Genomic DNA, 25,058 nt, shown 5'->3' on the forward strand with positions numbered 1-25,058 from the left:
GTGCAAGATATTCCTGCTTTAAAACCTGTTGTCATAACAGATGAAGGAGGTCCTCTTACACTTGCTTTAAAAACTAAATTAGAAAGTGAAGGACATCAGGTTATTGTACTTCAGTTTGACGCAATTAATAAGAATGCATCCATTAAAGATGGAATTTTGATTGCCCAAATAAACGATCAAAATATTAAGAACGCTGTAGATACCATCTTAGCCAATAATGAAATTGGGGCTTTTATGTATTTACACCCACATTTCACCTTTTCTGGTCATAATTTTACACAGCATTTTGCTATAGAACGCACCTTATTAAAAGCCACATTCTTATTGGCTAAATATTTACAAGCTCCATTAAATGCAACGAGCAAAACACAGCGTACAGCCTTTATGACGGTTTCTCGTTTAGATGGGAAATTTGGTATGGACCAGCGTTCAGATATTTCTATCATCGCAGGCGGATTGTCAGGATTAACTAAGTGTATGAACTTAGAATGGTCTCCTGTTTTTTGTAGAACCATTGATGCACAGCCCGAATTGTCCCCAGAAGAAATTGCCGATAATTTATTTTTAGAATTACACGATGCAGATGTGCGTTATGTTGATGTAGCCATTAATGAAAAAGGCAGAATGACTTACGAGGTCACTCCTAATGAAGTTGCCGCTACAGATGATTATTTACAAACGGTTACAGATAAAGATGTTTTCTTAGTTGCTGGAGGTGGTAGAGGCGTTACGGCAACTTGTATCAAGGAAATGAACGCAGCTTTTAAGTCTAAATTCATCTTACTAGGTAGATCTTCTTTAGATTTTGAATTACCAACATATGCTTTAAAAGAAAATAACCCTGCCAAGCTGAAGAACGCTATTATGCAGGATTTGAAAGCTAGCGGAGAGAAAGTTTCGATTAGAGGGTTAAATAGTCTATTCAATAAATATGTTGCCAAAAAAGAAATAGAAGAAACTATTGCTACGATCAAAGCAGCTGGTGGAGATGCCATATATGTAGCTGGTGATGTGACAAACTTAACCATCAAACCAGAGTTGCTAAAGATAGAAAAGCAGTGGGGTAAAATCACAGGCATCATACACGGTGCCGGCCGACTGGCAGATAAACTCATTCAAGATAAAACAGAAGAAATTTTTGATAATGTCACTTCCGTGAAATTGGACGGTTTATTAAACCTTCTAAAAATGGTAAATATAAATGAGTTGAAACACCTCATTATGTTCTCGTCTGTTGCTGGTTTCTACGGAAACGTAGGACAATCTGATTATGCAATGGCAAACGAAATATTGAGCACTGCTGCACATTTATTTAGTACAAACCACCCTAACACTAAAGTTACCGCAATAAACTGGGGAGCTTGGGAAGGCGGGATGGTGAGTCCTGAACTACAAAAAATGTTTGAAGAGGCTGGTGTTTCTCTAGTAAATCACCCTGGAGGAGCTGCTCGTTTTGTTCAAGAATTAAATGGTGCATATCATAACCAACCTCAAGTGATCATCGGTGGTACATTGCCAGCTGGTATTTCAGATATTTCTGGAGATCTAAAAACGCATACGATTCGACGGGATTTGAGCCTCAAAGAAAATACGTTTTTACAACATCACGTAATTCAGGGAAGTCCTGTATTACCTATGGTAAATGCTACGGCTTGGATGGCAGATTCTTGTGTGAAATTATTTCCAGATTATAAACTGGCAAGCATAGAAGATGTAAAACTCTTCAAAGGAATTGTTTTTGACGGGACTGAAAAGGAGATGTATTTCACGAAAGTGAAAGAACAATTAAAAACAGCAGACACCATAATCTGTGAAGTAAGCTTGTACAGTAAAGGAGCAAAACTACCACTCAATCATTATAGAGCTACAGTTACGCTTTCGCGAAAGCGTACTGAAAAACCAACATTCAAAACACCAAAACTAGTTGAGAATAAAATAGACGGAGCTACTTTTTATAAAGATGGTTCGTTATTCCACGGTGCATTTTATCAAGGCATAGAGGAGGTTATTGCGATGGATGAATCGCAGGTATTATTAAAGTGTAAAGCTCCTGCGGTTTCTTATGAAGATCAAGGTCAGTTCCCTAGTACAAGTTTGAATGCCTTCTTTTTAGATATTCAATACCAAGGAATGGTGGTGTGGGTACAAAAATATCATAATGGCGCTAATAGCTTGCCATTACAGACTTTAAAAGGGAAGGTTTACGGAGAAATTCAAGCTAACAAAAGTTACTACGTACACATAAAAATCCAAGAAAATACGGAGACGAAAATGGTTGCAGATTGCACCGTTTATGACGATAACGAAGATGTTATTTTTTTTACAGAAGGTGCCGGATTAACTGTTTCAAGAGAATTAGTTTGGTAAAATTTATTTCTCATGTATTGCAATAATCGTCTCAAGTAGCTACAAAAAATGAAAGAAAAAATAGCAATTATCGGTATGTCATCCCTTTTTCCAGGGTCTAAAACACTTCAAGAGTTTTGGAACAACCTTATGGATAAAAAGGACTTAACTGGTATGGCAACAAAAAACGATTTTGGCGCAGACCCTGAACTCTTTTATAATAAAAACAAAGGTGTTATAGATAGCTGTTACTCCTTACGAGGAGGGTACATACGTGATTTTAAATTTAATAGTAAAGACTTTGGCTCTAAAGATTTAAGTGATTTAGACCAAATGTATCAATGGGGTTTACAGGTAACCAAAGATGCTTTACAGCACGGAGGGTATTGGAAAAATACCGAAGCCTTAGATCGTTGCGGCGTTATTTTTGGGAATTTATCGTTCCCTACAAAATCGTCACATAAAATTCTTGCGCCTGTCTATACACAAACACTTGAAAAAGGAATTAAAACCTTGTTGAAAGTCGATGATTTTGAAATGCCAGCAACGGAATTTCAGATTCCAGAAAACAATCCTATAGAAGGAGATGTTTCAGAATTAGTGAAGAATACCATTGGTTTGAAAGGAACCAATTTTGACCTAGATGCCGCTTGTGCTTCTTCCTTATATGCCATAAAGATGGCGTGTGATGAGCTGCTAACTGGCAAATCAGATATGATGCTGGCAGGAGCTGTTTGCTCGTCTGATCAGTTGTTTATCCATATGGGTTTTTCAATTTTTCACGCTTATGCGGCACACGATAAAAAATACTCGCCGCTAGATAAAGATTCTGCTGGACTCGTATCTTCTGAAGGTGCTGGAATGATTCTTTTAAAACGTTTATCTGATGCAGAAAGCGATGGAGATAACATCATAGGTGTTATTTCTGGAATTGGATTATCAAACGATGGTGCAGGTAAATTCTTATTAAGCCCTAATCCCAAAGGACAAACATTAGCCTACGAAAGAGCCTATAATGGCACGATTAAAAAAGAGGATACTTCTTATATAGAATGTCACGCAACGGGAACTCCGCTGGGTGATGTTACAGAAATCAATTCGCTTGAAACCTTTTTTAGTAACAATCCAGAGAAAGTACGTTTAGGTTCTGTTAAGTCAAATATGGGACATATGCTTACGGCTGCGGGAATGCCTAGCTTGATGAAAGTTTTACTTTCTATGGAGCATGATATGATTCCTCCAGGGATTAATATGGAAACGGCGATCCAGTCTGAAAATGGTTGGTTTTCACGTGAGCAAATCATAGAAGAACCACTAGAATGGAAAGCAAAAGATAAACAAGCTGCTGTAAATTCATTTGGTTTTGGAGGTACAAACGCCCATCTGGTTGTAGAAAGCTATCAAAAAAAGGAAATTAAAAAGCATCAGGATATCTCTTTAAAAGAAATGGCCATTACCAGTATGGAAGTTCATTTTGGAGATTGTGATAATCTGGAAACGTTTTATCAATCCATTTTTAATGGGAAACAGCACTTCTCTGTAATGCCATCTACGAGATGGAAGGGTTTTGAGAAAAATGAAGAGCTGCTTACTACTTTTGGCCTGGATACTAAAAATCCTATTAAAGGAAACTTTATAGAGGACTTTGATATGGATTTAATGCGCTATAAAATCCAACCTAATGAGATCAGCACGATGGAGCCGCAACAAGCGCTTATTTTAAAAGTTGCAGATCAAGCCATTCAAAAATCTAATTTACAAAAAGGAGAAAATGTAGCTGTACTTATTGCTATGAATCCTGAGCTTGCGATACACCATTATCTAGCGCGTTGGGACAGTCAGTGGCAATTAGACAAGGCATTGAACAGTGCAGGTATTACACTAGAAGAAACACAGAAAGAAACATTACTTGCCGAGTGTCGCAATATATTATACCAGATAGGCAACGTACAAACGCCTAGTCAGCACACCAGCTTTGTAGGTAATATTATGTCGAGCCGTATCTCTGCTTTATGGGATTTTAATGGGCCATCTTTCACCATTACAAACGGTGATAACGGAACAACAAGAGCTCTCGAAGTAGCGCAGAATATGCTCTCTCTAGGCGAAGTAGATGCTGTGGTTGTAGGAGCTGTAGATTTTTCGGCTGGTATGGAAGCAGTCTTGTTACATAATCTAGTAGATACAGTAAATCAAAATAAACAACCTAGCTTATCTTTTAATGCAGATGATTACGGATGGTTAATAGGAGAAGGAGCCTCTGCTATCGTATTAAAAGCAAGTAACTGCATTGATGAGAAGGATACGGTATTTGCAAAAATTGAAGCTATAGGAGATATCGCAACCACTGAGAATATCGCCTTACAAGAACTTGTAGCCTCTGGATTTGACCAAGAAAATCAATTGGAACAAACACAGCTACTAGCCAATAATCCTACCAGTAAAATTGCCTTAGGATCTGTAAAAACAAACATTGGCCATACGTTTGCAGCGGCTGGACTCGCTTCTATTGTAAAAACAGCCTTGTGTGTATATCATCAATTTATTCCGGGAATTCCAAATTGGCAATCGGCAAAGAATGATGCTTTTAAAAACAGTAATTACTACTTCCCTAGCCTATCACGACCTTGGGTTAATGAAACTGAACAGCCCAGACAAGCGCTAGTTAATTTGAGTCAACATTCTCGTGTAAAATTATCAGAATTTACACAACCTAAACCTCACAACATTGACAATTTCTTGGAAAAACATTTATTTGTTTTAAAAGGAAATTCGCCAGCAGAACTTAAGGAACAGTTACAACAACTTAACGAAGACATACTTACTAATGACTTAGCTTTTGTTGCACAAGCTTGTTTTGATAAAGCTGCAACCACAAAAGCAACCTACAGTATTGTTCTTATTGCGTCAACCACAAAAACGATAGCGCAAGACATCGTTTTTATTGATAAAAAACTCGAGCAGTCCTTTGCAGAAAATACAGATATAAAATTACCTAGCGGTTCTTTCTTTAGCCCAAATCCGAGTGGTACAAAAGGCGATTTGGCATTTGTATATCCAGGTTCCGCAACTACTTATGAAGGCTTGGGGCAAGATTTATTTCAGTTTTTTCCTAATCTGTTAAGTGATTTTGAAAATCGTATCCCCAACTTGAAAGACTTCTTTGGCTTGGACTATTTATTCCCAAAAAAGCAAGACAGCGCTACGCCTTCTCCCAATATTCAAGGAGACGCTATCTCTATGATGTCTGCAGGGGTATTGTACTCGACCTTATACACGCATATATTGACCACTTATTTTGGTGTACAACCTAAAGCTGCGATGGGTTATTCTATGGGAGAATGTAGCTCCATGTGGTATTCCTTTGGTATTTGGAATCCAGGTGAGGGAACAAAAGTTTTCCGCAACTCCCCAATTTTTAAAAACAAGTTTTCTGGTAATCTAGAACTCTTAGCCGAAGAATGGAATATCAGCTCAGAAGAAGCAAAAGCAAGATGGCAGAGTTGGATTTTACTGGAAACTAAAGAAAAAGTAGCAGCACAAATCTCAGCTTTTGATAAAGTGTCCATCACTTTTGTAAACTCCGAAAAAGAATTAATCGTTTCTGGTGATAAAAGCCAATGTGAAGCACTGATTGCTGTGCTTAATTGTCCGTCGGTATTGGTGCCTTTTCAAAATATTATCCATAATGAGTTCTGTAAAAAAGAGTACGATGGATTGATTGAAATGCATAATTTCCCATTAGAGAATAAGCCAGAAATTGATTTTTACTCTAGCTTAACAGGAGAGAAAATCCCTATGGATTCACTCAAAATCGCAGAGAATTCAACGAAAGTGTGCTATAAAACCGTTGATTTTCCCGCTTTCGCGAAAAAAATGTCTAGCAACGGATTTAGCACATTTGTAGAACTTGGTCCCAATAGTACGTGTACTGGCTGGATAAAAGATACATTAGATCAAAATAATCACGCCGCTTGTGCGATTGATAAAAAAGGCACAAGTTCTATACAATCACTATACGAGTGTCTAGCACAATTAATCTCAAACGGAATCGACATTGATTTGAGCTTGCTATATCCTAATAATAATCAAGAACCCATTAAAAAACGCTTCACTAAAAAAGTAACAACAGGTGGTACGCCTGTATATGATGTGTTATTATCTGAGGAGATGAAGCAACAGTTTGCCACAATCAAACGAAAAGAAAAATCAGCCTCTCTAGAAACAACTAAAGATGCAAGTATACGCTTTCGCGAAAGCGTAAAACCAACCACCACACATAGAGTAGAAAAAATAGCTAGTATGATAGATACAGAACAGCCAAAAACTGCGACTAAAATCGGAGAAAATGGTTTAAAATTACAAGATTACAACGACCCAAATCATCTAAAAGATAAAAACATCATTTTTACCAAAGAGGATCTTATTGAATTTTCTGAAGGAAAAATTGGTAATGTTTTTGGAGCAGAATACAATGTAATTGACCAGTATAAACGTAGAGTAATGTTACCTATGGATCCTTACTTATTAGTAAGCAGAGTCACAGGTCTTGATGCCAAGCTAGGAGAGTATAAGCCGTCTACCATGCAAACCGAGTATGATATTCCATATAATTCTGGATATGCGACAGATACACAAATTCCTTGGGCAGTCTCTGTAGAGTCTGGACAATGTGATTTGATGTTGATTTCTTATCTAGGAATTGATCTTGAAAATAAGGGAGAGTATGTGTATCGCCTTCTAGATTGTACGCTTACTTTTCTAGACGATTTACCTTTTGAAGGACAAACATTACGTTATGACATTTCTATCAATTCATTTGTAAGAAATGGTGGAAACTTATTGTTTTTCTTTAGCTACGAGTGTTTTGTAGAAGATCGTATGGTCTTAAAAATGACGAACGGTGTTGCTGGTTTCTTTACTGATGAGGAATTGAGTAAAGGAAACGGAGTGGTATACACAGAAAGTGAAAAGAAAGCACTGGCAGGTGTAAAAAAGAAAAAATTCATTCCTTTTTTGACCACCAAGAAAACTTCTTTTGACATAGAAGATTTAAGACATCTCATCAATGGAGATGCTCATAAATGTTTTGATGATATTTGTTATTTCCCTAATGGCAGAAATGAATCTATACGTCTAGCTCCAGAAAAAATGTTGATGCTAGACCGCATTACCAAAGCAGATGTGCACGGAGGAGCTTATGGATTAGGAGAAATTATAGCAGAAAAAGACCTGAGTCCAGACGATTGGTATTTTCCTTGCCACTTTAGAGATGACCAAGTGCTAGCAGGTTCTTTGCAAGCAGAAGGCGGCGGTAACTTATTGCGCTTCTTTATGATGATGCTAGGACTACAACGTCTTAAAAAAGATGCTCGTTTCCAGCCTATTTATGGAGTGCAGCAAAAAGTACGATGTAGAAAAGAGGTAACGCCTAATGATAAAAAACTAGTGTACCGCTTAGTCATAAAAGATATCGGGTTATTACCTGATCCTTATGTAATAGGTGATTTGGAGATTATTGTAGACGATGTGATTACCGTACATTTTGAAAATCTAGGATTGCAGTTAAGAGAAAAAGACAATCCAAAATACTTAGAGGAACCTAAAAAAATAACCGAGAATGTACTTTTAAACGAGAACGATATTGAAACATTTGCTTTAGGTAGACTTGCAGATTGCTTTGGTCCTGAATATGCCGTTTATGACAACAGGTCATTATCGCGCCAACCTAATACCGACTTGCAAGTTGTAAGTCGTGTGATTAAAATAGACGGTGAGCGTTTTGATTTTTCAAAACCAACAAATATTTGGACAGAATACGATGTGCCTCAAGATGCCTGGTATTACAAGCAGAATGCATCGATGACGATGCCGTATGCGGTATTGATGGAAATTGCACTACAACCTTGTGGATTACTAGGTGCATATCTAGGAAGTACGCTACAGTTTCCAGACAAGGATTTATATTTTAGAAATCTAGATGGTGATGGAGAAATGTTTGACTTGCCAGCTGGCACAGATTTTAGAGGAAAAGTAATCGCAAATAAATCGACGCTAACATCTTCTACCTCATTGGGAGGTTTCGTGATCCAGAAATACCTATTTGAAGTATCTGTAGACGGACACGTGTTTTATAAAGGATTTTCTTCATTTGGATTCTTCCCTAAAGAAGCCTTAGCGCAACAAGTAGGTCTCGATAAAGGAGAAGATGTTGCTCCTTGGTATGTGCAAAACAACTTGATCACCAAAGATTACTTCCAAATCAAGCTTGATTCTCTATATGCAAAAATGAAGTTGTATAAAGAAAATGATAAAACAAATACCTTCCGCTTGGCCGAAAATCAACTAGATCTATTAGATAGTGGTTTAGTAGTTAAAAATGGAGGAGAGTTTGGCAAAGGATATATCCATTGTTCTAAAGCAATACATACCTACGACTGGTTCTTTACCTGTCATTTTTATTCTGATCCCGTGATGCCAGGATCTTTAGGCGTAGAAGCAATCTCACAAGCGATGCAATTATTTGCGTTACAACAAGATTTAGGTAAGGATTTTAAAAATCCGCGTTTTGTGCAAGTAGAGAACAACAAAACCGAATGGAAATACCGTGGTCAAATTAAAATTAATGTAGAGAATATGCATCTAGAAGTGCATTTTAAAACCATCGAAAAACGAGATGATACACTGGTATTAATTGCAAATGCCTATCTCTGGAATGAAGGTACAAGAATTTACCAGTTGACAGATTTGGCACTAGGGATTCAAGAGGGATAGGTAAGCGAACATCTCCTCCCAGCCTCCTCTTCAAAGAGGAGGAGCTAAAAAAATATAGAATTGATTTTTTGTTTTCCCCGGCCCTAGAGGGAGCAAAAATTAAGATGATGAATAAGCCACCCTTTAGGGCTGGGGAAGGCTTATTCGAAATCTAGTAGTTTGAGTACGCCTTCGCGAAAGCGTAAAAAATTAGAATATTGAACCGATTTTCGTTTCCCCTGCCCTGAAGGGAGCAAAAATCAAAGATGAAGAATAAGACAGCCTTTAGGGCTGGGGAAAGCTTATTCGAAATCTAGTAGTTTGAGTACGCTTTCGCGAAAGCGTAAAAAATTAGAATATTGAACCGATTTTTATTTTCCCCGGCCCTAAAGGGAGCAAAAATCAAAGGTGAAGAATAAGCCACCCTTTAGGGTTGGAGAAGGCTTATTAGATGATTAATTTATAAAATAACACAGCTCTGTAAGATTTTCAAATAAGTGCTGAAATAAAAAATAAGAAATGATTGACTTAAAATGGATAGGATCTCCAAGAGAGATTTCATTTGACATCCAAGGAATGTCTGAAAAATTAAAAAATACTGCCACTCCTTGTTACATTGTTGAGGATTTATCTGGTCGTACAGGTGTAACAAATACGGGAACTATTCAGTCTGAAGGGAAAGGATTATTTTTAAAAGCCATCGTACCCGCATTTACTGCTGCCGATTTTGGAGACACTTCTTTTAAAGAAGATTACCAGTTAAAATACGCTTATAAAGGAGGCGCTATGGCAAACGGTATTGCCTCTACAGATATGATAATCGCTTTAGGAAAGAACGAGATGATAGGTTCTTTTGGTGCTGCTGGGATGATTCCTGCTCGTGTTAAAGAAGCCATTGCAACTATACAGACAGCTTTACCTACACAAGCTTATGCGTGTAACCTTATACACAGTCCTATTGAAAAGGCACTAGAGGAGGGCGCTGTAAATTTATATATAGAACATGGTGTAAAGGTGGTAGAAGCTTCGGCTTATATGAACTTATCTGAGCAAATTGTAAAATATAGAGCGGTAGGTTTGAGTCTTGACGCTCAAGGCGAAATTGTGATTGGCAATAAAGTAATAGGTAAGGTTTCTAGAAAAGAAGTCGCACAACGTTTTATGTCTCCTGCTCCGCTTCAATTTTTAGACAAATTATTGGCTGCCGGAAGTATAACGCAAGAACAATATGAGCTTGCTCAGAAAGTACCTATGGCAGATGATATTACGGTAGAAGCAGACTCTGGTGGGCATACAGATAATCGTCCTCTGGTCGTGTTGTTTCCTATCATTTTACAATTGCGAGATGAAATACAGGCAACCTACAACTACAAAAAGCAAATTAGAGTGGGCGCCGCCGGAGGAATAGGGACTCCAGCCTCTGCCCTAGCTGCTTTTTCTATGGGAGCTGCTTATGTAGTAACTGGATCCATTAATCAGGCCTGTGTAGAGTCTGGAACTTCTGATGTTGTGAAGGAATTACTTTCTAAAGTTGCCTCTACAGATGTTACGATGGCACCAGCCTCAGATATGTTTGAACTTGGTGTAGAATTACAAGTGTTGAAACGTGGAACGCTCTTCGGTGCTAGAGCAAAGAAGTTATATGAAGTCTATACACGTTATGACGGGATTGATGATATTCCTGAAGAAGAACAATTAAAACTAGAGACAAAAACTTTTAAAATGTCACTAGAACAAGTTTGGGATGGTTGTGTAACCTTCTTTGAAGAAAGAGATCCAGAACAAATAGAAAAAGCACAAGGAAATCCAAAACGTAAGATGGCCTTAATTTTCCGTTGGTATCTAGGCTTGTCTTCCAACTGGGCAAATGCAGGAACTCCAGATAGAGTGATGGATTATCAAATATGGTGCGGCCCAGCGATGGGAGCCTTTAATGAGTGGACTAAAGACTCTTACTTAAGCGAAGCCAAAAATAGAAAAGTAGCAGATGTTGCTACTCATTTACTAGAAGGTGCAGCTTATCTACATAGAATCAATACCATTAGAGATCAAGGGGTAGATTTACCTCTTGAATTATTGCAGTTACCAATTAATCATAGCTAATTATTTATAGCTTAGAAAGCTAATAGAATCTCCAAAACTTATATTATTGTTTTGGAGATTTAGTTTTTCTCATTAGCAATTTTGATAAGTTTCACTATGTTACTTTAATAGTTTTAACAGCCTTACTCTAAGGGTAATATTTATATTTGCCAAAAATTCCGCTTGCAGCGCTTAAGCACTATCATATTACTCATCTGCCTTCACATGCAACCATTGGTTAATATTTCCATATGGGGAGATTATTTACTTAATCAAGAGTATATAAAGGAGTTTTTATGCATCAACAAAGAAAAACCTAAGCTTAGTTGTAATGGTAAGTGTTATTTGATGCTCCAACTAGAGGATCAAAAATCTGAGCAAGAAAAGGAGTTTCCTCAATTTGTTCTCAGAAAATATGAATTTGTTTTTTTTAGCTTTCGCGAAAGCGTAAATCATCAAATTGAAATATCTGATAAACAAGATAACTTTTCTTCGCATAAGGACTTTTACCGTATGCAAAAATCTTGGGATATTTTTCATCCTCCACGTGTGTAATTAATTATATAAAAATTGACGTGGTCTTATTTTATGAGACCCTAGACTTTTTATGCCTATTTGTATAGGCCAACAATTAATTACAATCTAATGAATAAAGTATTTTTGGCAGCCCTTGGGCTTTGCCTCAGTGCGCAGCTGTGTCTTGCGCAAAGAATAACAGGTACCATCACAAATGAAAGCGGTATTGAGCTACAAGACGTAAATATTATAGCTCTTACTACTAATCTTGGTACTACTACGGATAGTAGCGGAAATTTTTCCCTAAACCTTAAATCAGGAACTCACAAATTATATATTACATACTTAGGATACGTCTCTAAAACGATACCGATAAACACTCAAAATGATGCACTAAATCTCACTATAAAACTTATAGAAGATCAATCAAAACTAGACGAGGTCATTGTATCTGCTAGCCGTGAACGCCAACTTAGATCTGAAGTTCCTGCAGCAATTGGTATACTTAGCAGAGCCTCTATAGATGAAACTAAGGCAGTAGGAATAGATCAATTAGTAAATCAAATTCCTGGTGTTTACATGTCTACATCAAGAGCAGCTAGTAATGAGCAACACTTTATGGCTGTAAGAAGTCCTATATCTACTAGGGCGCTTTTTTTATATCTTGAAGATGGATTACAACTGCGTCCTACATCGGTTTTTAATCACAATGCTTTACTAGAGTTAAATGATCTAACTTATGATAGAGTTGAAGTTTTGAAAGGACCTGCCTCTAGTATATACGGTAGCGAGGCTATAGGTGCAAGTTTCAACTTTATAACAAAATCTCCTACTCCTGAACTTTCTGGGACTCTGGGTTATCAAGTAAATGATATAGGCTTGAGTCGTTATGAAGTGGAGCTGTCTAACTACACAAATGACAAGTTTGGTTTTTATCTAGGAGCGCACTACGTGACACGTAATAATGGCCCTATTGAGCATAGTAATTATGAAAAATTTGCTGTTACTTTCAAAACTGTTTATGACTTTTCAAATAGGTTAAAATGGACAAATGTATTGAGCTTAGTAGATTATAGATCAGATATGACAGGATCACTTTCTGAGGCAGATTATACAGGAGGCAACTTTGAGAGTGATCAAACATTTACTGAAAGAGATGCGCTTGCTTTTAGATATAGAAGTACACTTGCTGCACAATGGAATGAAAATAATAACACCACCTTTAATCTAGTGTTTAGAGATAACAAGATGGATCAAAACCCTTCTTATAGAATAAGACAGTTTAGAAATATGGGGCAATTAAATGGTGCTGGCTCTGGTGAGGTTAATACGAATACTTTCAATAGTTACATGGCTCTGGCACAACATAAAATTAATTTTGGTTTTAACAACTCGTCATTAATTGTAGGCGGAACTTTAGACTACTCACCACAAGATTACCAAGCCTTGAGCACATCTGTAAGTGTAAATCAAGATACAGGTCAAAACACTGATTTTACAATCAATGAAAATGACTTTATCTTAAACTATAATGCAGATATTTTAAACTATGCTGGTTTCTTTCAGTTTGAAACCAACATTCTAGAGAGGCTCAAAGCAACAGCCGCACTTCGATATGATAGATTTCAATATAATTATGATAATAACATAGTAGATGCCGAAATATCTACTTCAAAAGACACATATGATAACTGGGCTCCCAAAATAGGCTTAAATTATAATTTTGAAAACAATAACGGATTGTATCTCAATTACTCAAGAGGTTTTACTCCTCCACAGGTTTCTACATTATATCGCAATCGCAATGAGTTAAGAGATATTAAACCTAGTACTTATGATAATTATGAGATAGGAGGATATGTAAAAATTAATAGTGAGTGGAAATTGGATGGTGCAGTCTATTTACTAGAAGGTAAAAACACGCTTATTACTTTGAGAGATGATCAAGATATTTTCTTTAATACTAATGCTGGTAAAACAAGCTCATATGGTATTGAGTATGGGATTACATATACGCCGTCAGAAAAAATATCTTTTACGCATAGTGGGAGTTATGCAAAACATAAATATGTACGCTTTTTTGACAATGACATCGATTACTCAGATACCGATAGAGAAACAGCTCCTAATTTACTTGGATCAACAAGAGCTACTTATAAACCCTTTGCAAACTTTGCCATAACATTAGAGCATGAACTTGTGGGTAGTTATAATACAAGTTTTGAGAATCAAGTATTAGGTGATAATGACCAGTTAAGTACATCTACTTATGATGGGCATAATATTTTTAATGCTTTGATATCCTACAGGTACAAAAATTTTGAGGTATGGACTCAAGCACTCAACATTTTTGATGATTTATATGCGGCTAGAGCCTCCTTCAACCAGTTTAGCGGTGAGAACAGTTATACTATTGGAAACCCTAGAGCCTTTCACATAGGTGGTCGATTACATTTTTAATAATCTATAAACTGTATCTGTCACTTTACACAAGTGGCAGATACATCAATATATATGAAAAATAAAAAAATAAATCAGTGGTTATGGAAATGGCACGTCATTGCAGGACTTATAGCCACTCCTTTTATAATACTCCTAGCCATTACTGGAGGTATTTACTTATTTAAGGATAAGTATGAAAAGCCACATAAGGAGCGTATTACTGTAGTTACTCCTAGTAATTATCGCTATAGTTACGAAGAGCAACGCAAAACGGCAGATGCTATTTTAGGTAAACCACATAACGCTATGATAGTAACATCTAGTGACTCTCTAGCAACGGAATTTGTTTCTGGTAGATTTGGTCATAAAAAAAGTGTTTTTATAAACCCTTATACCAATACACAAACTGGAATGATTGCTGCTAGTGATGGATTGATGTACAAGGTGCGCAAACTACACGGAGAGTTACTTATAGGAACTCCAGGCACACTTGCAATTGAGCTTATTGCAAGCTGGATGGTTGTTCTACTCATTACGGGTATTTTTATATGGTGGCCTACTCGGGGATTTAAATTACAAGGTTTTTTCATCCCAAGATGGAAGCAAGGAAAACAAGTATTATTGAGAGATATACATGCTATTGTAGCCTTTTGGATCTCAGGACTTTTACTACTAGTATTGGCAGGTGCTTTTCCTTGGACAAATATTGTGGGGAAAAACTTCAAAACCATTCAAGAAATTACAGATACAGGATTTCCTACCTCTTGGCATGGTATAGGTGTGGGTAAACCTTCTAGTGATAAAACAATAGCACTTGATCTTATGGTAGAAAAAGCTGCTACGCTTCCACTGGAGGGTACTATAACCCTTGATTTCCCTAAAGGTCCTGCAGGTGTTTACAGTGTGGGTAATACTTATTATCAAGAGTTAGAAAAACAGCAGAAATTTCATTTTAATCAATATACAGGTGAAGAGCTCCTAGCGCAGCAATGGAGTGATGTGGGTATTTTAATGCGCGGCCGTATGTGGGTTATGGCTTTTCATCAAGGTCAATTTGGACCATGGAATTGGTATTTAATGCTCGGTGTAGCGCTTTTTCTAATCGCTTCAAGTATCGCAGCTATACTATCCTATTTTTCAAAAAAACCTAAAAACAAATGGATTTTGCCTAAAACACCTAAAAATTTCAACCCTTCTAGATTTGTCATAGGACTTATAATTCTTTTAGGGATATTATTTCCTTTATTTGGACTTTCAGTCCTATTAATACTGATTTTACAAAAAATCAAAGTAATTAGAAATTAAAATAAATATATCTTCACAAGATATACTAGTAATCAAAAGGCTCTTTAAACATATGGTTTATAGAGCCTTTTATATATACTTTGCTATAGTTTTTTCATATTACAAACTTGCTTGTAAAGCTATTGAGCAAATGTTTTATCATAAATATATTATCACCTTTTATCATGTACATTTATAGGTGTGCCTTTTAACTCTAGTACACATAAAAGAAGAAAGAAGTCATAAAGAAAATAATTATAGATTAAATTTTTATAGTTTGTTACCATATAACATTGTCTTATTCATTAATAAGACTACTATTTTTTTAGTACGCTTTCGCGAAAGCGTGACTACCACAAGTAGTACTGTTTCACATAATAACTTAGAACTATTCTTATAAATCTTCATGATGCAAAAAATCCTCACTGTCTCATGACAATGAGGATTTATTATATAATCTATACGTAACCTTAGTATTGCTTCATCTAATAGAAGTAACAATAACAACAACGTACATCCTAGATTTACTAAGCGGTTTACGTACAGAATTAATTCATTAATCAATATATACTTCTAGAAATTGAGCATCTTTTGCAAAGAAAAAAGCTTCTTTAGTATTTGCTGGAAGTAAAACGGTCTCACCTTTAAATACAATTTCTGTCTTATTATTTACGGTTACAGAGGCACAACCCTCTACACACATAAGTATTACAAAAGAATCTAGATTTGCATAAGACTTTTCATAGGCTTTGTTAACTCTCAATACATTGGTTGTAAAGTAATCACAAGCAACAACATTTGACGAGGTATTACTATTTGCTTTACATTCTTTCTTACACTCCTCATAAAATTCTCTTGTTGCAGCCACAGACTGGTCAAGGTGTAAATCTCTTTTTTGACCTTCTTTATCTTCGCGATCCCAGTCATATACTCTATATGTGATATCTGAGGTTTGCTGTATCTCTGCTGCGAGTACTCCTGCTCCTATAGCATGAATCTTTCCTGCTGGGATAAAATATGCATCACCTCTTGTTACTTTTTCTTTATTAAATACATCATATACGTTATCTCCTGTTACATCACGTAAGATTTCTGTATTTGCATTTTTATCTTTAAGGCCTAATATGATCTCTGCTTCTTCTTCGTGATCCATGATGTACCACATTTCGGTTTTACCGTATGAGTTATGATCCCTTTGTGCCATCTCATCATCTGGGTGTACTTGTACAGAGAGATTAGTTTTTGCATCTAGAAACTTTATAAGCAAAGGAAACTCATTTCCAAATCGTTCATAATTTGCAGCTCCTACAAACTCGCTTGTGTGGTTTTCTAAAAGAGAAACTAGTGATTCTCCTTCGTATAATCCATTTGCTACCTGTGATATATTTCCTTCTACTCCAGATATTTCCCAGCTCTCACCGGTCGTGTCGCTAGTACATTTCTTGTTAAGTACTGATTGTAGTTTAGATCCTCCCCAGATTTTTTCTTGAAGGATAGGCTCAAATTTTATAGGATAGATGTTCATAATAGTAGATTTGATGTGGATAAATGATGTTTTATAGGGACTAGGAAACAGTAATTATTATGCTGCTATAGAAAATTCTTGAGACATAGTATCTAATGCAAATTCTGTAGGGATTGCGCTGGCTGCTGTGTTGCTTTGAAAAGCATAGTTCATCCAGATTTGTGTAAGATTCATTGGGATTTGTAAAGCATCTTTCATTCCTAACTTAGAATCATCTACATGTACCCATCTCATAAGTGGTTGCTCAAAGATGTTGTTCATTGTGTTTTCTTTTCCTAGGTAGCTCTTAAGACGTAAGAAGATCTCAACATCAAATAACCATCTGCTAGTAAAAGCATTGTCATATACTACAGGCACGATACTTCTTGTAAATACTTTTGCTCCACACTGCGTGTCTCTTATAGGTAATCCTAAGATTAATAAGATAAACTGCTTCACAAATTTTGAAAACATGTTTCTCATAAAGTTACGTTCTATCGTACCGCTTCCTAAAGCGTTTCTAGAACCGAATACTACGAGCTTTCCCTCAGTCTTCAGAGTTTTAACGAGGTCCTTAAAATCTCTGAAGTCTGTTGAGAGGTCTGCATCCATAAATCCTATCGTAGAGATAGTAGACTTGCTATATAAGAATCTAGCTCCTGCTCTTACAGCTGTTGCTTTTCCTGAGTTCTTTTTTACATCTACAATGCTTATTGCATTAGGCGCTTGTTCTTTCATACTATAAAGAACCTCTAGCGTTTTATCTTTACTTCCGTCGTTTACAAAGCATAAATGATAATCGCTGTTTTCTTTAATGAATGACACAAATGCGTTTGTGTTAAGTCTCTTTTCTTCGTTGTAGCAAGGGATGATTATTCCAGTTTTCATAATGTGTGTTTTTGTGTGTTGTTATTGTTTTACAGTACAAACATACCTCGCTTTTCTCGTTGACAGCCAGTGTTTTCGATGGCTAGCGGCTTACTATAGACGGTTACCACTCGTCGAAGGTTAAACCATTTATCGAAAGAACTATCTTTGATTCAGAATATTAAAAAGGGTATCTTTTCACTCCCAAACAATGCAGTCAAAAACAAACAAATACTTAGTAAGCGCCGTGCTCCTTGGAATGATTTTCCACGGGACGGCTATGTTCTTTACTGTAGAGCGCACATATGATGCGCTTATACACTTGTTTTTTGCAAATCATTATGCAACGAGCTGGTTTGAGCCGTGGAGTTATAGTTGGTATACCGGCTTTACCGTTATGGGCTATCCGCCACTGGTACATCAAACCATTGGTGCCCTGTCTTATATAGGCGGACTCAAATTTGGGATGTTTACGGTTGCACTTACAGGCGTTGTGCTATTTATTACTGGTGTCTATCGCTTTACCAAAGTCTTAATACCTAATAAAAAGGTTGCAGGATATGCTGCTTTAATGGCCGTTTTTAGTTCGTCCTTTGTAGAAACGCTTCACATTTTTGGGCAACTACCTAGTATTATAGGTATCTCCGTATTAATGCACTGTCTTCCCGAAATCTATCTATGGGTAAAGACAGCACGCAAACGACACCTATTTAAAGCCCTTGCATTACTTTCGGTTACTGTTACTTCACATCACGTTACACCTATATTTGGGATGGTCTTTTTTATATTTCCCTTATTAGGTATGGTGGTAATGGATGCTGCGAGAGAAAAGGTGAATAGTACAAAGGAGGTTACTGTTATCGCTTTCGCGAAAGCGGTATGGACCCACTTAAGGCGTATCGTTATATTTGGAGCTTGCTCGCTCGTACTTATCGTAGGTTGCATTTTTCCATATTGGGTAAACACAAAAAATAATCCCATCACACAGGTACCTATTCCGCATGGATCTAGAGATAATTTTCTTGAAGTGCTCTCCTCTGGTTTAGTATTCTTTGTGATTCCTTGGGGACTTTTGATGTTCTTACTTCCTTATTTTTTCTATAGGTACTACAGTAAGAGACTACTTTTTTTTGGGATATCATTTACCTTGTTATTGATTTTAGGAACCGGTGGAACTACTCCCGTGCCTCTAGCAATGCTGGGAGAAAATGCTTTTAATATATTAACCTTAGATCGCTTTACATTATGGGCATCTATCATGGCGTTGCCCGTTTTTGGAGAGTTCTGTTATCGCTTTGTAGAAGGTGATTACAAAGCCTACTTACAAGAAAAGTGGGGAACATTAGTACATAGAGCGTCTGGAGCATTCTTATCATTCCTCTTCATCTTTATTGCCATATTCACGATAACCTTAGGAAAGTTTAGACCGAGCCAGCCAGATGCTATAAAAATGACGCCTATTGTAAACTTCTTAAATGAAGATGAGCATTATAAATGGAGATATTTACCTCTAGGTTTTGGAGACCAAATGGCATGGCTATCTGCGCAAACTAAGGCTACTACGGTAGATGGTGATTACCACTCTGCAAGAAGATTACCAGAGCTTACCACAAGAGCGGTGGAGCGTCTCGAAAACTCAAAATATAGAGGTATAGAGGGTATAGGATCGCTACAACAGTTTCTTACAGTACCAGAAAAATACCATTTGAAGTATGTCTTTTCAAACGATAAGTTTTATGACCCTCTACTCTATTTTGCTGGTTGGCATAGATTGAGCCTACTAGAAAATGGTATCATGGTATGGGAAAAAGCAGGTATCGCTCCTTTGCCAAGTGTTTTGCCTAGAGAAGATGCTCCGCTAGTTTTAAAGCTCATGTGGGGAATTATACCATTTACCACAGTGATCATTGCTTTTTTACTTCATTTGGGTTCGCTGTGGACACGCTCCTTTAAGAGAAAAAAAGAGCTGCCATTATACTTTGCCTTTGCTCCAGTTTACAAGCGTGCACCGTCGCTATTGTATCGGGCATCTGTGGTGTGGACCATCATCTTACTGATTGTGATTGCCTTTGGCGGATATTTATTTTATGTAAAAAACACCACCCAACTTTCGGCTAACAATGTGGTTACGGCATATTATGATGCGGTAGATTTTAAAGAATTTGAGCGAGCACATTCTTATCTAGATCCAGATAGTGACAAGAAACTATCTCAATTTATGTTAGAAATTTCTGTCTCAGATGGTTTATTAAGTTCTTATGCAAAGTTGGATAGTCTATACATAGACATTATCCCTAAAACAGATACCACTGCTTTAGGAATTGTAGATGCTACGTGGATTACACCACTTAAAGAAATTGAAACTCACGACGAGTTACAACTACTTAAAAAGAGAAGTAAATGGTATATCGTTCCTAAAACTGTAGATCCAGATATACCGCCAGAGCAGCTTCTCATACAGAGTGGAACTAGATTTTATAACCACGGAAAACGGGCTGTAACATCAGAGCAAACTTTTCATGAGGATGTACTCAAGCAACCAGTTGTAGAGGTGCTCTCTGCAAGACTGGTGCAACTAGATACAACCTATGCTATCGTAGGAGAAATTCAAAATGTAGATAATATCCCTGCAGATATTTCTGTGACGGGAGCAATCTACAATGAGAATAATGAAGAATTAGCCAGATTTAATGCTAAGGATGTAGTTAAACATAAATTGTTACCTAAAGAGACTACACTTTACCGTATCAATTTTGAAGGTATTGCGTGGGCTTCTGCCACAGAAGAAAAACCGGCTACCTATGAACCAGATGCTTTTACAGACGTTGATCTTACAGACATCCCTGTAAATTTTGAAGTACAAGTAAGCGCAAATGTTGCTACCACAGATTTATATCAAGCAGTAGATCTTTCTAAGGTGCAGCAAGAAGAAAATACACTTAATGGTTTCCTCTTCAATACAAGTATAGAAGAAGCGACCATACCACAACTGCTCATAGGCTACTATAACAAAGAAAAAGAATTGCTATGGGTAGAAAGTAGGTATATAGATGAGAGTGTGCGCCAGCAACGTAAAAGACCATTTTCTGAGCTATTATACTCAGATATCTTACCTACAGAAGTAGCCTCTGGATTAAAAACAGCTTCTGTAAACGGACTACCTAACCAGAGTATATCTGATAAGGTGGTGCCACAAAGAAACGCATCTGGAAGTGAGCAATCATTTATACCTATCAAAAATATGCCGTATGCATATATTACAATTACCACTAACAACTATGTGGGTAATCCAAAATGATAAAACGTAGCACATACATATCGTCCTTTGCTATCGTTGCACTATCGCTGCTCACAGTGTTCTGTTCTTGTGCAGATAAAGCTGCAGTAAAAACAGTGCAACATACTGCCATAACTTTAGAGGATATAGGTAATCAAACAGTTACAGATAAGGGATTGTATATACCAATTATAACAGGCAGTGCACTAGATGAGCAAACTGTTTATCTAATTCTATCAAGTACCTACGCCACCATCGTTATTGAACCCGAAATACTAGATAATACAGAACAGTTTTACATCCCGCCTAGTTTTACTAAACGAAGCGGTGTCGTGAATTATAGCCTTTATAGTACTGAGAACATCACTCAAGAAGGTCAGTTCACCTTATTACCAGACACAAACCATTTAGGCACTATTGAGACATATCTTGGTCCGCGTAGTATTGTTGCAAATGTGCGCGACTACACCATGCTGGTGAGTATCCCGACAGACACACTAGATAACACGCTACCGGACAATACTCAGGTAGCACTTAAGTCACAATTTAAGTCAGCGGTTACTACTACTACGCATCCTATATCTTCTGGTTTTGTGTGGAAACGCATTTCTTCTCCGCTACGCACAGGGAGAGTGAGCACAGGGAGTACGCTTGAAAATATCTCGTCAAAAGAACTCGTAGCAGATGTGTTTCCAGATGTAGCTGAAAATTTTCAGATAGAAGCAAATAATAATCATAACTATGCAGATGGCAACGAGATCATCAGCTTTCAGAGTACGCAAATACGCGATGAGCATGGCAATGTGATGACAGATGGAACGCTCGTTACTTTTTATATGACAGATGCTACAGATGCCCACTGGCAGAATAAAGCGAGTACGGTTAATGGGTACGCTTTCGCGAAAGCGTTACACCCACAATCACCCACCACATGGAATGTAAGAGCAGCCGTGACGGGTATTGCACAAAGCAACTCCATAACACAGCAATTTGAATCCATCATTACCTCCATCCCTACTCCAACAATAACAGAAAGAAACTTGACCATAGGACCGCTTACAAGCTACTTAGGACAATTGGTACAAAACGGAATTGACGTATCTGTCACCATAGGAAATGAAACCCGCAACGGACAAACGAAAAATGGTGAGGCTACCTTTTATCTAAAAGAAGAAGATTATCCTACTGGAACATATGACATTGTAGTTCGTTGTTTAGGACTAGAAAGTAACACCCAAATATCAATAGATTGAAAAGTAACAAAACCTTATATCGCATTTTGATTTTGGCTGGATTTATTCTCATAAATTCAGGTGTGCTCTATGGCATCAGTCAGGTGATTGCTTTTTTAAACACGGGTGCAGATAGAAGTAAAATGCTACATCTGGATGAAACAAAAGACCGTCATTATGTGCCAGAAGTTACTTGGGAATCTATTGAAAACCCTGGACGACCTATGGAAGAAGCAAATCTAGCGAGTATAGAAGAAGACTATCTAGATGCTTGGTATGTAAAAAACAGGGCTTTTTACACAGGAGAAGATGCAGGGATTTTTGACCATTATACAGAACGCGCTCGAGGAAAAGTACTTGACTTACTAACACTTAATAATGAAACAAACACCTACATAGAAAGTACTACACTTACTCATCACCTCTCTGTAGAATTTTATAGTGCAGATGGTACTCTAGTAGTGCTCACAGATCGCAATGTGACTGGTGTAGAGCGTGTTTTTAAAAATGAACAATTTCTCGTACAACGAGCTTTTAATAATGACTATAAAATTATACTGCTGCTAGAAGATGGCTTCTGGAGGGTACGTCATTTTGAAAAAGTAGCCTCACATCCTGCCGAAATTAAAAATGAAATTATCCCTCTAGATCTTGCTATGCTGGAAGGCATCAATTATTACCCACAAGGAAGTCCTTGGGACACCTTTGGCCCTACATTTAGTAAGGACACACTCGCTACAGATTTTAAAATTATTAATGATCTTAAACTTAATTCCATAAGAGTTTTTGTTGGTTTTCAAGATTTTGGAAAAGCAAGTGTTCCTAAAGAAAAGCTTGAGAAACTCACCTCACTTCTAGACGAAGCAGAAAAAGCAAAACTCAAGGTTGTGGTTACACTTTTTGACTTTTATGGAGATTATCGCATCCAAGACTGGACGATAACAAATGCACACCTTCATAGTATTGTATCACATGTAAAAGACCATCCTGCATTGCTAGGTTGGGATATTAAAAATGAACCTAATCTCGATTTTGAAAGTCGTGGGGAGCGCGAAGTATTATCGTGGCTGAGTCAAACGATAGATTATCTCAAGACTATAGATAATACACATGCAGTAACTATAGGCTGGTCTTCACCAGAGGCTGCGCTACATCTTGAAAAGCAAGTAGATATTGTCTCTTATCATTATTATAAAGATCTTGAGGATCTTGCAGCAGCTCACAAAGTACTCACAGATGCAACTAGCAAACCTGTGGTTCTGCAAGAATTTGGTCTTGCAGCTTATCACGGATTATGGAATCCTCTAGGACCTGATGAGAAAGATCAAGCCGCATATTTTAAGGAGTTTTATATAACCCAGAAAAGAGATAGCTTACACTATCTCTCTTGGACACTTTACGACTTTAGGGACATACCGACTGAAGTGGCTGGTAGATTACCGTGGCGAAAGAACAAACAGGCTTTTTTTGGAATTGTGAATACACTTGGGGTGAAAGACGATGCCTATTTGATTATTAAGAACCGGTAATTATGCTACCTTCAATATTACTTCGTTATTATTAGTACTTCTTCCTGCAAAAACATCTAGGTACATCTGAGCGATACGGCTCATAGGTAATGCTGTTGCTGCTTTGTAATTAGCTTTTGCTATTTCTGTTCTATATGCTTCATTCATTACTAGGTTTTCTATACCAGATGCAAGACTGTGCATACTTTCTGGATTAAAGAACTCACCTCTATACCCTTCTTCTTTTACTAAGATGCTTAAATCTCCCAGATCTGGCATTACTACTGCTTTACCATAGCTTCCTGCTTGGTGCAACACTCCAGAACTTCCAGTAGTAGATGTGTATGGAAAAACTACCATCGCACTCTCTGAAAATATTACTGGTACATCTTCTTCTTCTACATAACCTGTAAAAGTAAGGTTAGGAACGTGCTTATATATCTCTTGTACTTCGGCTAGGTATCCCGGTGTGTTAGGGCTATCTGTTCCCGCAATTACGATTTCAAGATCGCGTCCTGTGTTTTCTCTTACCTTTTGTACAGCTTCTATAAGTATTTCTACTTTTTTATAAGTTCCAAATTTTCCAAAAGTCATTATCTTAAGAGGACCCGGAGCAGCTTGGTAAGACGGTTCTAATGGAATTTCAAAAGTACCATGAGGGATGAGTACGCAATTTTTTGCGTTATATTTTTCTTCTAGGATAGTTACATACTTGCTTATGGTAAGTGCTACAGTATCTGCTTTAAGAACTACACGAGTAAGCATCTCTCCAATAAAGTTATACGCTTTAATTTTAAGTTTATTAGATGTAAATCCTGCGCTATCAAGATCTACAGTTTCCATAATATTATGAAGTAATACCGTTGTTTTTACTCCCATTAACTTAGAAACCCAAGGAGAAAACAGGCCTAAAGCGGCCGCTACTTTTTTATCTCCAAACTTCATAAACTGTAGGTTATAAAGTACTGCATCTGGCTTTGTAGCTCTTACTGCCTTTGCAATAGATAGTACATTAGATAAGCTGTTAAATTTCCAGCACTGCTTTACTGTGATTGCACATCCATCTTCTTCAAAAGTGATATCTGCTTGTTCTGGAGTTACATCTGTAAGAAGTACAAGTTCTGTTACTTCTTGGTTTTGACGAAAGTGCTTAACTAAATGATATGCATATTCGTTTAAAGTTACTTTGCTCGGTGGATAGGCCGTTACGATTGCTAATTTCATGATATATAGATTTGATGTTGATG

General features: G+C 37.1%; 12 protein-coding genes. 9 read left to right on the plus strand and 3 right to left on the minus strand.

Annotated features, from left to right (window positions below; translation table 11 throughout):
* The 6 genes from DCS32_RS15585 to DCS32_RS15610 all read left to right on the plus strand — a co-directional run bounded on the left by DCS32_RS15585 (position 1) and on the right by DCS32_RS15610 (position 15,444).
* Positions 1–2,367, plus strand: coding sequence for an SDR family NAD(P)-dependent oxidoreductase (locus tag DCS32_RS15585; protein ID WP_108879129.1), 2,367 nt, complete (start codon positions 1–3; stop codon positions 2,365–2,367).
* Between the two features lie 48 nt (positions 2,368–2,415).
* On the plus strand, positions 2,416–9,120 hold the full coding sequence (locus DCS32_RS15590) for a PfaB family protein (protein WP_108879130.1): 6,705 nt from the start codon (positions 2,416–2,418) through the stop codon (positions 9,118–9,120).
* Positions 9,121–9,618: 498 nt separating this feature from the next.
* A complete protein-coding gene (locus tag DCS32_RS15595) occupies positions 9,619–11,202 on the plus strand; it encodes a PfaD family polyunsaturated fatty acid/polyketide biosynthesis protein (RefSeq protein WP_108879131.1) in 1,584 nt (527 codons plus the stop codon).
* A gap of 204 nt (positions 11,203–11,406) precedes the next feature.
* A complete protein-coding gene (locus DCS32_RS15600) occupies positions 11,407–11,736 on the plus strand; it encodes a hypothetical protein (RefSeq protein ID WP_108879132.1) in 330 nt (109 codons plus the stop codon).
* Between the two features lie 90 nt (positions 11,737–11,826).
* Positions 11,827–14,157, plus strand: coding sequence for a TonB-dependent receptor (locus DCS32_RS15605; RefSeq protein WP_108879133.1), 2,331 nt, complete (start codon positions 11,827–11,829; stop codon positions 14,155–14,157).
* 54 nt (positions 14,158–14,211) lie between these two features.
* Complete coding sequence (locus DCS32_RS15610) at positions 14,212–15,444, plus strand: PepSY-associated TM helix domain-containing protein (protein WP_108879134.1); 1,233 nt, start codon at positions 14,212–14,214, stop codon at positions 15,442–15,444.
* Positions 15,445–15,979: 535 nt separating this feature from the next.
* On the opposite strand, the gene DCS32_RS15615 is transcribed toward DCS32_RS15610, so the two are convergent.
* Positions 15,980–16,948, minus strand: coding sequence for a type I phosphomannose isomerase catalytic subunit (locus tag DCS32_RS15615; protein WP_108879135.1), 969 nt, complete (start codon positions 16,946–16,948; stop codon positions 15,980–15,982).
* 57 nt (positions 16,949–17,005) lie between these two features.
* Entirely contained in the window at positions 17,006–17,815 is an 810-nt protein-coding gene (locus tag DCS32_RS15620) for a dolichyl-phosphate beta-glucosyltransferase (RefSeq protein ID WP_108879136.1), read from the minus strand.
* A gap of 190 nt (positions 17,816–18,005) precedes the next feature.
* Here DCS32_RS15620 and DCS32_RS15625 point away from each other — a divergent pair, with 190 nt between their 5' ends.
* Genes DCS32_RS15625 through DCS32_RS15635 form a run of 3 tightly spaced genes read left to right on the plus strand, consistent with a single transcriptional unit; the run spans position 18,006 to position 23,832 of the window.
* Positions 18,006–21,092 (plus strand): hypothetical protein, encoded by a 3,087-nt coding sequence (locus DCS32_RS15625; protein WP_108879137.1) that lies wholly within the window; start codon positions 18,006–18,008, stop codon positions 21,090–21,092.
* Complete coding sequence (locus DCS32_RS15630) at positions 21,089–22,324, plus strand: hypothetical protein (RefSeq protein WP_108879138.1); 1,236 nt, start codon at positions 21,089–21,091, stop codon at positions 22,322–22,324. The genes DCS32_RS15625 and DCS32_RS15630 overlap by 4 nt, the downstream gene beginning before the upstream one ends.
* Positions 22,321–23,832: a glycoside hydrolase family 2 TIM barrel-domain containing protein gene (locus DCS32_RS15635; protein ID WP_108879139.1), complete on the plus strand. Its 1,512-nt coding sequence runs from the start codon at positions 22,321–22,323 to the stop codon at positions 23,830–23,832. Before DCS32_RS15630 ends, DCS32_RS15635 begins: the two co-directional genes overlap by 4 nt.
* Here DCS32_RS15635 and DCS32_RS15640 read toward each other — a convergent pair whose 3' ends face one another.
* Positions 23,833–25,035: a glycosyltransferase gene (locus DCS32_RS15640; RefSeq protein WP_108879140.1), complete on the minus strand. Its 1,203-nt coding sequence runs from the start codon at positions 25,033–25,035 to the stop codon at positions 23,833–23,835. It lies immediately after the preceding gene.
* Between the last annotated feature and the right edge of the window lie 23 nt (positions 25,036–25,058).

The sequence above is a fragment of the Dokdonia sp. Dokd-P16 genome (assembly GCF_003095655.1).
Classification (GTDB): Bacteria; Bacteroidota; Bacteroidia; order Flavobacteriales; family Flavobacteriaceae; genus Dokdonia.

What these genes read in the sequence shown, in the direction of transcription:
- DCS32_RS15595 (WP_108879131.1), top strand. Translation starts at nt 9,619, where the DNA reads ATGATTGACTTAAAATGGATAGGATCTCCAAGAGAGATTTCATTTGAC.
- DCS32_RS15640 (WP_108879140.1), bottom strand. Translation starts at nt 25,035, where the DNA reads ATGAAATTAGCAATCGTAACGGCCTATCCACCGAGCAAAGTAACTTTA.
- DCS32_RS15600 (WP_108879132.1), top strand. Translation starts at nt 11,407, where the DNA reads ATGCAACCATTGGTTAATATTTCCATATGGGGAGATTATTTACTTAAT.
- DCS32_RS15605 (WP_108879133.1), top strand. Translation starts at nt 11,827, where the DNA reads ATGAATAAAGTATTTTTGGCAGCCCTTGGGCTTTGCCTCAGTGCGCAG.
- DCS32_RS15625 (WP_108879137.1), top strand. Translation starts at nt 18,006, where the DNA reads ATGCAGTCAAAAACAAACAAATACTTAGTAAGCGCCGTGCTCCTTGGA.
- DCS32_RS15630 (WP_108879138.1), top strand. Translation starts at nt 21,089, where the DNA reads ATGATAAAACGTAGCACATACATATCGTCCTTTGCTATCGTTGCACTA.
- DCS32_RS15610 (WP_108879134.1), top strand. Translation starts at nt 14,212, where the DNA reads ATGAAAAATAAAAAAATAAATCAGTGGTTATGGAAATGGCACGTCATT.
- DCS32_RS15590 (WP_108879130.1), top strand. Translation starts at nt 2,416, where the DNA reads ATGAAAGAAAAAATAGCAATTATCGGTATGTCATCCCTTTTTCCAGGG.
- DCS32_RS15620 (WP_108879136.1), bottom strand. Translation starts at nt 17,815, where the DNA reads ATGAAAACTGGAATAATCATCCCTTGCTACAACGAAGAAAAGAGACTT.
- DCS32_RS15615 (WP_108879135.1), bottom strand. Translation starts at nt 16,948, where the DNA reads ATGAACATCTATCCTATAAAATTTGAGCCTATCCTTCAAGAAAAAATC.